General features: G+C 71.7%; 13 protein-coding genes. 9 read left to right on the plus strand and 4 right to left on the minus strand.

All coding sequences use genetic code 11. The annotated features are described in order from the left end of the window. Positions 1-60 precede the first annotated feature (60 nt). The 5 genes from NHL51_RS01700 to NHL51_RS01720 are packed head-to-tail and all read left to right on the plus strand — an operon-like array spanning position 61 to position 6008. The gene (locus NHL51_RS01700) at positions 61-1005 is read left to right on the plus strand and encodes an NUDIX hydrolase (RefSeq protein WP_434141677.1); all 945 of its coding nucleotides are present in this window, start codon (positions 61-63) and stop codon (positions 1003-1005) included. Next, positions 1002-2318, plus strand: coding sequence for a quinolinate synthase NadA (nadA, locus tag NHL51_RS01705; RefSeq protein ID WP_434141326.1), 1317 nt, complete (start codon positions 1002-1004; stop codon positions 2316-2318). Before NHL51_RS01700 ends, nadA begins: the two co-directional genes overlap by 4 nt. Continuing rightward, positions 2315-3985: an L-aspartate oxidase gene (locus NHL51_RS01710; protein WP_434141328.1), complete on the plus strand. Its 1671-nt coding sequence runs from the start codon at positions 2315-2317 to the stop codon at positions 3983-3985. Before nadA ends, NHL51_RS01710 begins: the two co-directional genes overlap by 4 nt. Continuing rightward, positions 3979-4857, plus strand: coding sequence for a carboxylating nicotinate-nucleotide diphosphorylase (nadC, locus tag NHL51_RS01715; protein ID WP_434141330.1), 879 nt, complete (start codon positions 3979-3981; stop codon positions 4855-4857). The genes NHL51_RS01710 and nadC overlap by 7 nt, the downstream gene beginning before the upstream one ends. Next, a complete protein-coding gene (locus NHL51_RS01720; protein WP_434141332.1) occupies positions 4854-6008 on the plus strand; it encodes a cysteine desulfurase family protein in 1155 nt (384 codons plus the stop codon). The genes nadC and NHL51_RS01720 overlap by 4 nt, the downstream gene beginning before the upstream one ends. Before the next feature lie 42 nt (positions 6009-6050). Here the strand turns inward: NHL51_RS01720 and NHL51_RS01725 are convergent, their stop codons facing one another. The 3 genes from NHL51_RS01725 to NHL51_RS01735 form a co-directional block, all read right to left on the minus strand. Continuing rightward, the gene (locus tag NHL51_RS01725) at positions 6051-7301 is read right to left on the minus strand and encodes a hypothetical protein (protein ID WP_434141334.1); all 1251 of its coding nucleotides are present in this window, start codon (positions 7299-7301) and stop codon (positions 6051-6053) included. 136 nt (positions 7302-7437) lie between these two features. After that, the gene (sufU, locus tag NHL51_RS01730; protein WP_434141336.1) at positions 7438-7911 is read right to left on the minus strand and encodes a Fe-S cluster assembly sulfur transfer protein SufU; all 474 of its coding nucleotides are present in this window, start codon (positions 7909-7911) and stop codon (positions 7438-7440) included. Then, complete coding sequence (locus NHL51_RS01735) at positions 7908-9206, minus strand: aminotransferase class V-fold PLP-dependent enzyme (protein ID WP_434141338.1); 1299 nt, start codon at positions 9204-9206, stop codon at positions 7908-7910. The genes sufU and NHL51_RS01735 overlap by 4 nt, the downstream gene beginning before the upstream one ends. A 279-nt stretch (positions 9207-9485) precedes the next feature. On the opposite strand from NHL51_RS01735, the gene NHL51_RS01740 reads away from it, so the two are divergent. Then, positions 9486-10331 (plus strand): hypothetical protein, encoded by an 846-nt coding sequence (locus NHL51_RS01740; RefSeq protein WP_434141340.1) that lies wholly within the window; start codon positions 9486-9488, stop codon positions 10329-10331. 113 nt (positions 10332-10444) lie between these two features. Beyond that, the gene (locus tag NHL51_RS01745) at positions 10445-11137 is read left to right on the plus strand and encodes a hypothetical protein (protein WP_434141342.1); all 693 of its coding nucleotides are present in this window, start codon (positions 10445-10447) and stop codon (positions 11135-11137) included. A gap of 9 nt (positions 11138-11146) precedes the next feature. On the opposite strand, the gene NHL51_RS01750 is transcribed toward NHL51_RS01745, so the two are convergent. Next, positions 11147-12388, minus strand: a complete 1242-nt coding sequence (locus NHL51_RS01750; RefSeq protein ID WP_434141344.1) for an MFS transporter — start codon at positions 12386-12388, stop codon at positions 11147-11149. A 68-nt stretch (positions 12389-12456) separates the two neighbouring features. Between NHL51_RS01750 and rsmI the strand changes: the two genes are divergently transcribed. Together rsmI and NHL51_RS01760 are read left to right on the plus strand one after the other, a co-directional pair. Then, on the plus strand, positions 12457-13290 hold the full coding sequence (rsmI, locus tag NHL51_RS01755) for a 16S rRNA (cytidine(1402)-2'-O)-methyltransferase (RefSeq protein WP_434141346.1): 834 nt from the start codon (positions 12457-12459) through the stop codon (positions 13288-13290). Between the two features lie 118 nt (positions 13291-13408). Continuing rightward, on the plus strand, positions 13409-14413 hold the full coding sequence (locus tag NHL51_RS01760; RefSeq protein WP_434141348.1) for an FKBP-type peptidyl-prolyl cis-trans isomerase: 1005 nt from the start codon (positions 13409-13411) through the stop codon (positions 14411-14413). Positions 14414-14424: the final 11 nt, after the last annotated feature.

A 14424-nucleotide genomic window follows, 5' to 3' on the forward strand; every position in this document is an offset into this window, starting at 1 on the left:
CACCGGCGCAGGGGCGTATTCTCACTTATGGTCAATATGACTATAAGTGCGGGGGTGGAGATGCAGTACGAGAGCGCGAGCGTGAGCGAACGGCGCACGATGCCGCCCGCGGTCGCCGTGTCGACCGTTGCGTTCGCCCTGCGCCCCCCGCTCGGCGCCGTGCTGGGCTCCACCGCCGGGGCGGAAGGGGTCGGCTCGGGTCGCGCCCCGACCCTCTGGATTCCGCTCGTGCGACGCACCCGAGCACCTTTCCAAGGCCTTTGGGCGCTGCCCGGCGGTCCCACCCGCTGGAACGAGACGCTCGCCGACACCGCGCTGCGCAGCCTGCACGCGGCGGTGCTGCGGCCGCCCGGCTACCTCGAGCAGCTCTACTCGTTCGGCGGGGTCGAACGATCCGCCGAGGCGCAGCGCCTCGTGACGATCGCCTACTGGGCCCTGTACGGAGAACACGATCTCGCGGCCTCGCCGAGCCTCGCGGCTCCGTCGCCCGCGGACGACGACGGGGCGCCATCGGCGGCCGCGCGCTGGGACGACGCCGCGCCCGCGGCGGGTCTCGAGCCCGACCCGGCGGACGCCGACGAAGCCGGGGACACGGAGCCGGCCGACCCGAACGTCGCCTGGTTCTCGGCCGACGACCTGCCGGCCCTCGCCTTCGACCATGCCGAGATCGTGGCGTACGCGCTCGAGCGTCTGCGGTCGAAGACCGAGTACTCGGCCATCGCGCACCGCTTCCTCGGGCCCGTGTTCACGCTGGGCCAGCTGCGCGCCGTGCACGAAGCCGTGCGCGGTGAGCCCGCCGACCCCGCCAACTTCCGGCGGCAGGAGCTCGCCCGCGGCACGCTCGTCGACACCGGCGAGTTCGAGACGGGCACTCCGCATCGCCCCGCGCGCCTCTACCGCTTCCGAGACCCGCACGAGCCCGGCCCGCGGCGACCCGCGTCCGGGCCCACCCCGCCGCAGCGCACGGCACCGAACTCCGAACTCCCGAAGAAGGGCACATCATGACCAGCGTGCAAGAACTCCTGCGCACCGCGAGCCGCATCGAGACGGCCGCCACGCCCGCGCCCTCGCGCCGCCCCATCGCCCTCCGTGCGACCGGCCTCTCGAGCTGCGATTCCGGCCTCACCGCCGACCCGTGGGCGATCGATCGCGCCCTGGGGTACGGCCCGGGCGCCTCCACCGGCGACCGGATTCCGGGCGATGCCCCGCGGCAGGGCCCGCTCCCCGCGCGCTACACCGAGGCGAGCGACGACGAGCTCCACGACCGGATCATGGCGGCGAAAGCGGAGCTGGGAGAGCGCGTGCGCATCCTCGGCCACTTCTACCAGCGGGACGAGATCGTCCGGTACGCCGACTTCGTCGGCGACTCGTTCATGCTTGCCCAGGCCGCCAAGGCGAGCCCCGAGACCGAGGCCTTCGTCTTCTGCGGCGTGCACTTCATGGCCGAGACCGCCGACATCCTATCGGCACCCGAGCAGGCCGTGATCCTGCCGAACCTCGCCGCCGGCTGCTCCATGGCAGACATGGCCACCATCGAACAGGTCGAGGACTGCTGGCGCGAGCTCGCCTCGGTGCTCGGCGAGGGCCCGACGGCGGACGGCCTGCAGCCCGTCATCCCGGTCACGTACATGAACTCGTCTGCCGCGATCAAGGCCTTCTGCGGCCGGAACGGCGGCATCGTCTGCACCTCGTCGAACGCGCGCACCGTGCTCGAATGGGCCTTCGCCCGCGGGCAGCGCGTCGTCTTCTTCCCCGACCAGCACCTCGGCCGCAACACCGCGAGGGCGATGGGCGTGACCGAGGCCGAGATGCCCCTGTGGCGCCCGCACCTGCCGCTCGGCGGCAACTCGACCGAGCAGATCGAGAACGCCCGCGTCATCCTCTGGAATGGTTTCTGCTCGGTGCACAAGCGCTTCTCGGTCGCACAGATCGAGCAGGCCCGCGCGGACTACCCGGGGGTGCGGGTCATCGTGCACCCCGAGTGCCCGGCCCCGGTCGTCGACGCGGCCGACGGCGCAGGGTCCACTGAATACATCCGGGGGGCCGTCGAGGCCGCGGCTCCCGGCGACGTGCTCGCCATCGGCACCGAGATCAATCTCGTGAACCGATTGCAGCAGCAGCGCCCCGACCTCACGATCTTCTGCCTCGACCCCGTCGTGTGCCCCTGTTCGACGATGTACCGCATCCATCCGGCGTACCTCGCCTGGACGCTCGAGTCGCTGGTGCAGGGATCGACGCCCAACCGCATCACGGTCGCGGATTCGGTCGCCGGCGACTCGCGGGTCGCCCTCGAACGCATGCTCGCGGCACGGCCGTGATCGTCGTCATCGGGGCGGGCGTCGCCGGGCTCTCGTGCGCGCTTGCCGCCGCCGCGACGGCGGCCGGCGCCGAGTGCGGCGTCGAACTCATCGGTCTCGAACCCGGGATGGCCGAGGCCGGCGACGACAGCCGTGCGGCGGGCTGCAACACCGTGCTCGCGCAGGGCGGCATCGCCGCGGCGATCGGCCCGGGCGACTCGCCGGAGGCGCACCTCGCCGATACGATCGCCGCCGGCGCCGGTCTCGTCGACCCGCAGGCCGCCGACGTCCTGGTGCGCGACGGCGCCGCGGCGTTGCGGCGGATGCTCGCCGGTGGCTTCGCAGCGGATCGCGACGCCGACGGCCGAGTGCGCCTCGGGCTCGAAGCCGCCCACTCGGCCTCCCGCATCGTGCACGGCGGCGGGGACCGTTCGGGCGCGGTGCTGCACGCATACCTGAGCGCGCGGGCGCGCGACGCGGAGCGCGCGGGCCGGCTCGTCATCCGCGGGAAGATGACGGCGGTGTCGCTGATCGAGGACGCGGGCGCAGTGACCGGAGTCGTGCTGCGCGATGCGCACGGCGGGCTCGCCGTGCGCTCTGCCGATGCGGTGGTGCTCGCCACGGGCGGCTACGCCGGACTGTTCCCGCGCACCTCGAACCATGCGGAGGCCCGGGGCGAGGGCATCGTGCTGGCCGCTCGAGCGGGCGCGCTCGTCGCCGATCTCGAGTTCGTGCAGTTCCACCCGACCGTGCTCGCGGGCACCGGCGAACTGGTGTCGGAGGCCGTGCGCGGAGCCGGAGCGGTGCTCCGCGACGGCAGCGGGCGACGGTTCATGCAGGGCGCCGACCCGCGCGCCGAACTCGCGCCCCGCGACGTGGTCTCCCGCGCCGTGCACCGCACCCTGCGCGAACGAGGCGAGGTCTCGGTGTGGCTCGACGCCCGCGGCATCGAAGCCGCCGAGGGGCCCGGGGCGCTCGCGAAGCGGTTCCCCGGCATCAGCGCCATGCTCGCGCGCCACGGCTACGACTGGGCGCGCGAGGAGATTCCGGTCGCCCCCGCGGCCCATTACTCGATGGGCGGGGTCGCGAGCGATCTCGACGGGCGGTCGACGGTGCCCGGGCTGCTCGTCGCCGGCGAAGTCTCTTCGACCGGCGTGCACGGGGCCAATCGCCTGGCCTCGAACTCGCTGCTCGAAGGCCTCGTGTTCGGTGGCCGCGCCGGTCGTGCCGCCGCCGCATGGGTGCGCGACGGCCGTGCGCGCTGGGAGCCGCGCGGCCCCGGCATCCGGGCCCTCGCCGCCGACGCGACGCCGGTGCGGCTCGCATCGTCGACCGAACCCGTCGCGCACGGCCGGGAAGCGCTCGAACGCGCCGCGGTCGCCGCCGCGCTCGAGACCGGGCTCGGCATCGAACGCGATGCGCACGGGCTGGGCGCCGCGCAGGAGGCGCTGCGCCCCCGCACCGGCCCCGCCGCCGAACTCGCCGCGATGCTCGTGCTCGCGGCCGCGGAGCGCACGGAATCGCGCGGTGCGCATCAGCGCGCCGACCACCCCGGCAGCGACCCCGTCCAGGCGCGGCGACGGGCGTTCCGCTTCTCGCGCCCCGACGCATCGGGTGCTGCGAGTACCGCCGACACCGCGGCCTCTGCCGCGGCACGATCCGTTCAAGGGAGCCTGACCCCGTGCTGACCCCGCACCACATCGAATCCGCCGTCCGCCGCGCACTCGAAGAGGATGCCCCGTGGGGCGACCTCACCGTCGAGCTCACCATTCCGCAGGAGGCGCAGCTCACGGCCCGCATCGTCGCGCGCGAGCCCGGGGTCTTCGCGGGCGGCCCCGTCATCGAGGCCGCATTCGGGCTGACCGACGCGCGCATCGTCGTCGCCGACCTCGTGCCCGAGGGCACGCGCTTCTCGTCGGGAGACGTGCTCGCGCGCATCTCGGGCCCGGCGCGCGGCGTGCTCACCGCTGAGCGCATCGCGCTGAACTTCGCCCAGCGCATGAGCGGCATCGCCACGCTCACCTCCCGCTTCGTCGATGCGGTCACGCATACCCGCGCCCGTATCGCCGACACCCGCAAGACGACGCCCGGTCTGCGCGCCTTCGAGAAGCACGCCGTGCAGGCCGGCGGCGGTTCGAGCCACCGCTTCAGCCTCTCGGACGCCGTGATGGTGAAGGACAATCACCTCGTCGCCCTCGGCGCCGCCGACGCCGAGACCACGACCGCCGCCCTGCGCCACCTGCGCGAGCGCGCCGGGCACACGACCTCGATCATCGTGGAGGTCGACCGCCTCGACCAGATCGCCCCGGTGCTCGAGGCGGGCGCGACCGGCATCCTGCTCGACAACCTCGACCCCGCGGCGCTCGCCGAGGGCGTGCGGCTCATCGACGGGCGCGCGATCGCCGAAGCCAGCGGCGGCGTCACCCTCGACACGGTCGCCGCGATCGCCGAATCCGGCGTCGATATCGTCTCGGTCGGCCTGCTCACCCACGGCGCCCGCGCCCTCGATCTCGGCCTCGACGCCGACCCGGTGGCAGGGCCCGTGACAGGCGCACGATGAACCGCTACCTCGACGCCGCCGCGACGGCTCCGCTGCGCCCCGAAGCGCTCGCCGCCATGGTCGCGGTGCTCGAAGCCGGGCCGGCGAACCCGTCGAGCGTGCACGCGCCCGGTCACCGCGCGCGGGTCGTCGTCGACGAAGCACGGGACACCGTCGCCGCGGCGCTCGGGGCACGGGCCAACGAGGTGGTGTTCACCTCGGGCGGCACCGAGGCCAACAATCTCGCGATCATCGGGGCGGCGCTCGCGCGGCCGCGCGGGCGGCACATCGTCACGACCCCGATCGAGCACCCCTCGGTGCTCGAGAGCTGCGACTACCTCGCCCGCATGTTCGGCTTCGAGATCGAACTGCTGCCGGTCGATGCCGACGGCGTCGTGCATCCGGCGGCCGTCGAGGCGGCCGTGCGCGCCGACACCACGCTCGTATCGGTCGGGCTCGCGAATGCCGAGATCGGCACGGTGCAGCCGATCGTCGAGATCGCCGCAGCCGCCCGTGCGCACGGCGCGCTCGTGCACACCGACGCCGTACAAGCGGCGGCCGCGCTGCCGGTCTCGTTCTCGGACGACGCCGGGTCGGGCTGGCCGGGCGGCGCCGTCGACGCGATGACCGTCGCGTCCCACAAGTTCGGCGGGCCGCAGGGCGCCGGGGCGCTCCTCGTGCGCAGCAGCATCGCGCTCGAACCGCTGCTGCACGGGGGCGGTCAGGAGCGCGGCCTGCGCTCGGGCACCCACAACGTGCCGGCGCTCGCCGGGTTCGCGGCCGCCGTGCGCGCGGGCCGCGCAGCGATCGGCACGCACGCGCTTGCACTACTGCGCAGCCGTGACGCGCTCATCGCCCGCGTGGTCGCCGAATTGCCCGGCGCCCGACTGACCGGGCACCCGGAGGAGCGGCTGCCCGGTCACGCCTCGTTCGTCGTGGCCGGGCGCAGCGGCGAGTCGATGCTCGTCGCTCTCGATGCGGCGGGGTTCGCGGTCTCGTCGGGGTCGGCATGCGCGGCGGGGGAGGACGAGCCTTCGCCCGCGCTGCTCGCGCTCGGCATGGACCCCGTGCTCGCGCAGACCGCCATCAGGTTCACGCTCGACGATGCGATCGACGTCGCCGACGTCGATCGCATCGTCGCGGTGCTGCAGCGGGAGGTCATCGGCCGCTGATGCATGTGTGACGTCCCCTCCACTGAGGTACCGGCGCCGCACCTACGCGGCACGCCCGGCCGACTGCCGCTGCCGAGAGCGGAGCATGCGCGCGGTGAGCGGCACCTCGACGACGCGTTCGACCATGCGCACGATGGCGTCGTCGTCGTCATCATCGGCGGTGATCGCGAGCGCTTCGGCGATGTGACGGCTCGCGACCGTCTGGTTGCCCCGCAACCACCACAGCAGCGCGCTGAGCGCGAACTGGCCCGGACGCAGTTCGGTCGGGGTGTCGGCAATCGACCGAGCCAGGGCATCGACGAGCGGAGGCAGCCGCTCGTGGTCTTCGAAGCCCGGGCAGATGCCCGTCAGGATGCGTCTGATCGACCAGCCGGCGACGGGCGGCCGGCGAGACCCGTCGTCGACATCGATGGGGATGCCGGCGAAGCCCTCGGGCGCTTCTCCGCACTGCGCGAGCTCGATCGGGAACTCGGGCCGCGTGAGCAGGCCGATCACGAGTACGAGCCAACGGTCTGAGTGCGCTGCGGTGCGCGCGAGACGGGCGGTGCTCGTGGGGTCGAGTCCGGAGGAGGGGGTTGCGCTCACGGCCCGCAGCGCCTCGGCCACGGCCGCCGTCTCGTGCATCCAGTCGAGCCCATCGCGGGGGAGGGACCGGCTGCTGCGAGCGGCCTCGCCGAACGAGCGCCCCGGTACCGGCCGGGGGATCGTGTACGGCGGCAGCTGCGACAGTGCCTGCGAAACGGCCTCTGATCGGGCGGGGTCGGGGGCGGGGATGCGACCGAGGGTCGAGAGATCGTGCACCTCGGCGTCGCTCCGATGCAGGCGGGCGACGGTGCTCCGCTCGATCTCGGAGAGCGGCCGCCCGCCCGCGGGCGCGTGCGGGTCGAGGAAGCCGACCCAGCGGTCGGCGGCCAGGCAGCACAGCTCGCGCAGCGGGAGGCCGTCGCGACGCAGACGACGCTCGAGGCGTCGGGCCAGCCGCTGCCAGGGGGCCGGGCCGCGCGGAGGGAACGGCAGATCGGTCGTGATCACGATCGCGGGCGAGATCGTCTCGATCTCGTGCAGTTCGCGCAGGGTACCTGCGATGAAGTCGAGCAGCGGCGCGGTGGTCGCGGGGCTGTCGTCCTCGGGCAGATCGAGCCGCACCGTGCGGCCGGCGAAACGGCCGGCGAAGAGGACGATGAAGATGCTGTTCGTGGCGGTGAAACCGACGAGCAGGGGGAGGGCGGCGAGGAAATCGGCGGTCGTGCGGCACCGGATGACCTCTGGCGTGGAGTCGGAGTATGCGGTCATACCTCGATCATCGGCACGATTCGCGGGCGTTCCGAGTTCTCCACAGAACTCGCGACGAGAGATCCACGAATTCGCCGAATAGCGTACCTGTGGAGGAAGAAGCTTTCGGCGATTTGGCGCCTCGCCCGCCTGCTTGCTACGCCAGTTGCGCCTCCACCTGGCGCAGGTCGGCCTCGAGGGCGACCCAGCCGAGCATGGCGCACTTCACCCGCATCACGAACTTCGAGACGCCCTGCAGCGCGACGGCGTCGCCGAGCAGCTCGTCGTCGGGCTCGCCGCCCTTACCGCGCGCCTGGATCATCTCGCGGAAGGCGTCGATGCGCACCTGCGCCTGCTCGAGCGTCAGCGGCTCCTCGCGGATCAGCTGCGACAGGATCGAGGCCGACGCCATCGAGATCGAGCAGCCCTGGCCCTCCCAGGCGATGCCGGTCACCGTGCCCGTCGCCGGGTCGACCGATACCGAGAGGTCGATCTCGTCGCCGCAGCTCGGATTGAACTCGTGATGCGATGCCGAGAGTTCGCCGACGGCCGGATCGAGCGCGCCCTTGCCGATCGGCCGCTTCGAATGGTCGAGAATGACTTCCTGGTACAGACCGTCGAGCGCGCTCATGCGGATACCTCCACGCCGAAGTACCGCTGGGCGCCGCGGAGCGCGTCGAGGAACCGATCGATCTCGTCCTCGGTGGTGGTCAGGTGCACGCTCGCCCGCGTCGACGAGGCGATGCCGAGGGCCCGGTGCAGCGGCTGGGCGCAGTGGTGGCCGACGCGCACGAGCACTCCCTGCTCGTCGAGGAACTGGCCGACGTCGTGCGCGTGCAGGCCTTCGACCGACACCGCCGCGAGCGCGACGCGCTTCGAAGCATCCGCCGGTCCGAGCAGGCGCAGCCCCGGGGTGGCGGCGATGCCGTCGACGAGGCGCTCGACGAGCTCGTGCTCGCGCGAAGCGGCGCGATCCATACCGACCTGCGAAAGGAACCCGACGGCCGCGCCGAGCCCGACCGCCTGCGATACGGGCTGCGTGCCCGGCTCGAAGCGCATGGGCGGCGGCATGTAGAGCGCCGACTCCATCGTCACCTTCGTGATCGCCGAGCCTCCCGTGCGCGACGGGGGCAGTGCGTCGAGCAGCTCGGGCCTGCCGTACAGTACGCCGAGGCCGTTCGGGCCGAGCATCTTGTGCGCCGAGAAGGCAGCGAAGTCGACGCCGAGCGCGCCGAGATCGACGGGGATGTGCGGCACCGACTGGCAGGCGTCGAGCACGGTGACCGCGCCGACGGCGTGCGCGAGCTCGACGAGCTCCGCGACCGGGGCGACGTAGCCGGTGACGTTCGAGACGTGGGTGAAGGCGAAGACGCGCGTGCGCGCGTTCAGCGCCTCGCGGGCGTCGTCGAGCGTCCACGTGCCGTCTTCGCGCACCGGGATGTAGCGGAAGGTCGCGCCGGTCTTGGCGGCGAGGCGCTGCCACGGGATCAGGTTCGCGTGGTGCTCGCTCTCGGTGACGAGGATCTCGTCTCCCGGCTCGAGGCGGTAGCGTTCGCTGCCCGGCACGCCCAGAGCGTCGCCGGCGTTCGCTTCGAAGATGCCGAGCGCGAGGATGTTCAAGGCGTCGGTGGCGTTCTCAGCCCAGACGATCTGCTCGGGCGCCGGGGCGCCGACGAACTCCGCGACCGCGGCGCGGGCGCCCTCGAACGATTCGGTGGCCTGGCCGACCGCGCCGCTCGTGCCCCGATGCACCGCGGCGTTCGCCGATTCGAGGAAGCGCCGTTCGGCGTCGAGTACGACGCTCGGCCGCTGCGACGTCGCGGCCGAGTCGAGGTACGCGGCCGATCCGGGCGTCGCGTCGAGGTGTGCGAAATAGGGGAAGGCCGCGCGGAGCTCGGCGACCTCGGCATTGGAGAGAGCGGACATATCCACCATTCTTCCACTCGGGACTGTCTGCAGCCCTCAACCGCGTCGGCCGGCGCAGTATTCCGTCTGTCGCGGCCCCAGGGTCCGCCCATCGGCCTCATGGTAAAGACGCGCGTTGCGCTTTTTCTGGATGACGTCTAATGTTCTTGATGGGATGCTCACGGCATTCACGTAGTTTTCGGCAGCAAGATACTCGCGCTTCTGCAAGCACGACCGTATGAACGCGATACCAATGCCGAGAACCCGACTCAATTCTGCGGACTCCGAGGAGAACATTCAGTGAAGAATTCGACAGTGCGTCGTACGAACGTCGCAAAGGTCGGCCTGGCGCTGGCCGCCGCCGGAGCGCTCGCATTCGGCGGTATCTCACCCGCGTATGCGGCAGACCTGACGCTCGGGCCGGGCGACGTCGCCGGTTTCGAGAACGGCGACGAGACGCAGGTCGGTGCGGGCTACAACTACGACCAGTGGCATGTGGGTTCGAACTACGACCCGGAATTCGCACTCGAGCAGAGCGTGCAGTTCGGCGAGTGCTCGGTCACCGCCCTCGCGCAGACGAGCTCCGAGCCCGGTGTCTCGGTCGTGCAGCTGCTGAAGGGCTTCCCGATCGATGCGAGGCCGACCGCCGGACTCCCGGCCTACGGCGGCGACGGCACGCTCGCACCTATCGAAGGGCTCGTGAACTCGACCTCGATCGAGGTGCTGCAGGGCAGTGTCACGCTGCAGATCCCGGTTTTCGTCTTCGATGGCCTGGACGATGAGCCGCGCTCGCCCGAGTCGTTCTCCACGGTCCGATCCGTCGCGCTCGAGCCCGGCACCTATAACCTCGCCGATCTCGCACTGACCGATTCCAGCGGGTGGACGAGCTTCCTCGGCACCTCCTGGAGCGAGATCTACACGAACCTCCAGGCCGATGTCGACGACGACTACTACTTCCAGATCCTCGGCGTCGGTTTCACCGGCTCCGAAGGCGCTGAGGTGTCCACGGTCAGCTTCGGCGGCGACACCTACTACTTCGGCAGCGGTGACTGCGCTCCGGCTCCCGAGCCCCAGCCCGAGCCGCAGCCGCAGCCCGGCCCGACGGCGCCTAAGCCGCCGGTCGCGGTGCAGACGGCCGCCGAGTAACGGAATACAACGGAATAGTTTCACGAGCAGCGCAACGCTGCGCGGAGTGCGACGAGGTCTCCCGGGTGCGTCCCGGGAGACCTCGTCGCACTCGTGATGGAAGGGACCGCGAGATGACGGTTGCGGACGACGAACACGGACAAGGCGCTGAACCCGGGCCGCTCCCTGCCCGTCGGTTCGATTCGGAGACCGGGGCGGTGGCCGCCGACCTCGCACCTCGAACCGCCGAGCCGCGAGCGCGGAAGCGCTGGCCGTGGTTCGCCGCCGCCGGCGCCGTCGTGCTCGCGGGAGCGGGCATCGGCATCGCGGCGGCCCTGGGCGCATTCGCTCCGGCTCCCGAGCCGGTGGCCGAGCGACCCGCTACGACCGCACCTGCGTCTCCCGCCCCCACTACTCCGGCGCCCGCGCCGCCCCGCGAGCCGCTCACCACCAGCATCCCCTCGGTGCAGCAGATGCCCTACACGGAGGTGTGGAACCCGCCGGACGGCGGGCAGTACTTCTGGCAGATCGTGGACCCCGCGAACGGCTACCCGCAGACCGGGGGTACGACGTACGTGCTCGCGCACGCCTGCGAGAACCAGAGCTGTGCGGGCGACCAGTTGCGCAGCCTCGAAGCCGGCGACACGATCGACTACCTCGGCCAGGCGTACCGGGTGCAGGAGTCGCGCGAGATCCTGAAGACGGATATCGCCGCGCAGGACATCTGGTATCACGACCCGAATCGACTCGTCGTCATCACCTGCGTCATCGAGACGACTTGGGATCAGTCGGATAAGAACGACATCGTCATCGCGACGAAGCTGTGAACACCGGCATCATGAGCCTTCCGGCGGGGTGAGTGCCCAGTTCGCGGCGCCGCACGCCAGCACGAGCGTTCCGGCCCCGAGCGGCAGCAGCATCGCGACCTCGACGCCGGCGTCCTCGGCGACGGCTCCTGTGGCAGCGGCCGCGAGCGATTGCCCGAGCATGATGCCCGAACCGAGCATCGTCATCACGGTCGCCGAACGGCCCTCGGGGCTGCGGATCGCGCCGAAGCTGAAGATCGTGACGAGCAGCGGGCCGATGCCGATGCCCATGAGCGAGAGGCCGACGAGCACCGTGCCGACGGAATCCGCGCGCGCCAGTGCGATGCCGCCCACGATGATGAACAGGTTGAAGAGCAACCAGCGGTAGCGCAGGGTGAAGCGCGGCGAGAACAGCGCGACGCACAGGGCGAGGATGGCGGAGCCGACGCCCATCGCGCCGTAGAGCAGGCCCGCCGACTCGGCATCGCCCTGCTGCTGCATGAACGCGGTGAGCGTGGTGAGCGTGGTGCCGAAGATCAGCCCGACCGAGAAGATGCCGAAGACGATGACCAGGAGCGACGGTCGGAACAGGTGGCTCGCCGGGGCGAGCACCGCGGCGCGCTCCTCCTTCGTGCGGGCGGGCACGGCGGTGCGGTGCAGGGCGAAGGCGCCGACGAAGAACACGGTGAGCACCGCCGCGCCGACGATGGGCGCCCACGCGCCGAAGGCAAGCGCGAGCACGCCGACGATCACGGGGCCGAAGACGAACACCATCTCGTCGGCAGCCGACTCGTACGCGAGGATCGACGACAGGGCGCGGGGCGCGCGCTCCGGCGGCAGCCGGGTCGTCGCGATCGTGACCACCCGCGAGCGCGACATCGGCGACACCTGCGGCACGGTCGCGCCGACGAAGAACGCGGTGATGAACACCGCCGAATCCGGGGTGTCCGCGGTGGTCACCCAGGCGATCGCGACGAGCGCGAGGCTGTTGCACAGGCCGGCGACGATGAGGGTCGGGCGCTGGCCGAAGCGATCGGCGGCAGCTCCGATCAGCGGGCCGACGATCGCCGAGCCGATGCCGACCATCGCCGAGCCCAGCCCGGCGGTCTCCACGGAGCCGCGCAGCGAGACGATGAGGGTGAGCACGCCGACCACCAGCATCGCGAAGGGCAGCCGCGCGATGAAGGCGAGCGGGAAGTAGGCGAAGCCCGTATGCGAGATCAGCGTCGCGCCGCGCGGGGCGGGAGTCGGGGTGGAATCGGCGGGGAGCATAGCCGACACAGCCTAGCAGCGTTCGGGCGGAGGAGTGTGGCGCCGCGGGCGACGCGTACGATGAGGGGGTGATCATTCTCGCCGCCACGCCCATCGGCAACCTCGGGGACGCCTCGACCCGGCTGCGCGAGGTGCTCGGCTCCGCGAGCGTCGTCGCGGCGGAGGACACGCGCCACACGGTGCAGCTGCTGCGGCTGCTCGGCATCGAGCACCGCCCGGAGCTCGTGGCGCTGCACGACCACAACGAGCACGACCGTGCGGCGCAGCTCGTCGACCGCGCCGAGCACGAGGACCTCGTGCTCGTGAGCGACGCTGGCATGCCCACCGTCTCCGACCCCGGCTTCCGCGTCGTGCAGCTCGCGGCCGAGCGCGGCGTGCAGGTCACCGCCGTTCCCGGCCCCTCCGCGGTCGTCACCGCGCTCGCGGTCGCGGGGCTCCCGACCGATCGCTTCGCCTTCGAGGGGTTTCTGCCGCGCAAAGCGGGCGAACGCGGTCGCGCGCTCGCGATGCTCGCCGACGAGCGCCGCACGCTCGTATTCTTCGAAGCGCCGACGCGGCTCGCGGCGTCGCTCGCAGACCTCGCCTCGGCGTTCGGCGGCGACCGGCCCGCGGCCGTCTGCCGCGAGCTCACCAAGCTGCACGAGGAGGTGCGCCGCGGCCCGCTCGACGAGCTCGCCGAATGGGCGGCCGGCGGCGTGCGCGGCGAGATCGTCGTCGTGGTCGGGGGAGCGCCCGAACGGACCGTCTCGCCCGAGACCGCCCTCGCCGACGTGCAGCTGCGCGTCGCGGGCGGCGAACGCCTGAAGGACGCCGCCCGCGCGGTCGCCGAGGCCACGGGGCTGTCGGCCAGGGATCTCTACGAGGCCGCCCTCGACGCGCGTCGGGGCGACGGCGCCCGGTGATCCCTGGCGCCGAATACAGAGAACGCAAAGACCGATGGACCAGACTGGGGAGCTGCGCCGATTCGCGCCGCGCGTCGCCGCCCCGGATCATGCCGACCCGTTAGTGAGGAACCCAGCTGTGAAGCTCACCCGCACCATCCTGCCCGCCGCCGCCGTGGCGGCCCTGCTCCTGATGACCGCCTGCTCGAGCGGAGGCCCCACCCAGGACGCCTCGGGGGCCGATTGCATGGCGCCGGGCGATGCCAGCAAGTCGATCGAGCTCTCGGGCGAGACGGGCGCCGAGCTCAAGCTGAAGTCGAAGACGCCGGTGCGCACCGAGACCACCGAGCGCTCGGTCATCACCGAGGGCAAGGGCGCGGTCGTCGCCGAGGGCGACGCGATCACCTACTCGATCACGGTGTTCAACGGCGCCACCGGCAAGATCCTCGAAGCCGATGACGGCGCGGGCAACATGATGCCCATGGCGAACCAGGACATCGAGGGCGTCTTCTCTGCCGCAGCCGGTTCCGACCCGCTCGCGGGCGGCGTGCTCAGCTGCGCCACCGAGGGCCAGCGCGCCGTCGCCGTGGTACCGCTCGCGTCGATCCTGAACGGTTCGACCCCCGAAGACGCCGGTGTTCCCGATATGACCGAGAAGGACGCCATCGTCGTCGCGGTCGACACCACCAAGATCACCCGCGGCGATGGTGCGGCCGCCTCGGGGGCGGAGGATGAGATCGTCTGCGAGAAGCTCGACAAGCGCGATGAGCAGTACCCGAAGGTCGACCTCGGCGACGGCGCCTCCGAGCCGAAGATCACCATCCCCGAGTGCATGGAGCCGCCGACCGACCTCGAGATGCAGGTGCTCGAGGAGGGCGATGGAGCCGTCGTCGCCGAGGGCGACGAGATCATGACCAACTACGTCGGCGTCGACTGGAACGGCGCGGTGCGCTTCGACGGCAACTGGAGCGAGACCGGCATCCCGTTCAGCACCGAGAAGGGCAAGCTGATCGAAGGCTTCCGCTCGGCGATGATCGGTCAGAAGATCGGGTCGACGATCCTCGTCACCATGCCCTCCGACCAGGGCTACAACGATGGCATGACCCGCACCTTCGTGCTGCAGCTCGTCGAGAAGAGCGCCTAGGCGCCCCGCGC

The sequence above is a fragment of the Leucobacter sp. gxy201 genome (assembly GCF_051043335.1).
Taxonomy (GTDB): domain Bacteria; phylum Actinomycetota; class Actinomycetes; order Actinomycetales; family Microbacteriaceae; genus Leucobacter.

Coding starts and splice junctions, on each gene's coding strand:
- NHL51_RS01725 (WP_434141334.1), bottom strand. CDS start 7,301: ATGACCGCATACTCCGACTCCACGCCAGAGGTCATCCGGTGCCGCACG.
- NHL51_RS01745 (WP_434141342.1), top strand. CDS start 10,445: ATGACGGTTGCGGACGACGAACACGGACAAGGCGCTGAACCCGGGCCG.
- NHL51_RS01700 (WP_434141677.1), top strand. CDS start 61: ATGCAGTACGAGAGCGCGAGCGTGAGCGAACGGCGCACGATGCCGCCC.
- nadA (WP_434141326.1), top strand. CDS start 1,002: ATGACCAGCGTGCAAGAACTCCTGCGCACCGCGAGCCGCATCGAGACG.
- NHL51_RS01720 (WP_434141332.1), top strand. CDS start 4,854: ATGAACCGCTACCTCGACGCCGCCGCGACGGCTCCGCTGCGCCCCGAA.
- NHL51_RS01735 (WP_434141338.1), bottom strand. CDS start 9,206: ATGTCCGCTCTCTCCAATGCCGAGGTCGCCGAGCTCCGCGCGGCCTTC.
- sufU (WP_434141336.1), bottom strand. CDS start 7,911: ATGAGCGCGCTCGACGGTCTGTACCAGGAAGTCATTCTCGACCATTCG.
- NHL51_RS01750 (WP_434141344.1), bottom strand. CDS start 12,388: ATGCTCCCCGCCGATTCCACCCCGACTCCCGCCCCGCGCGGCGCGACG.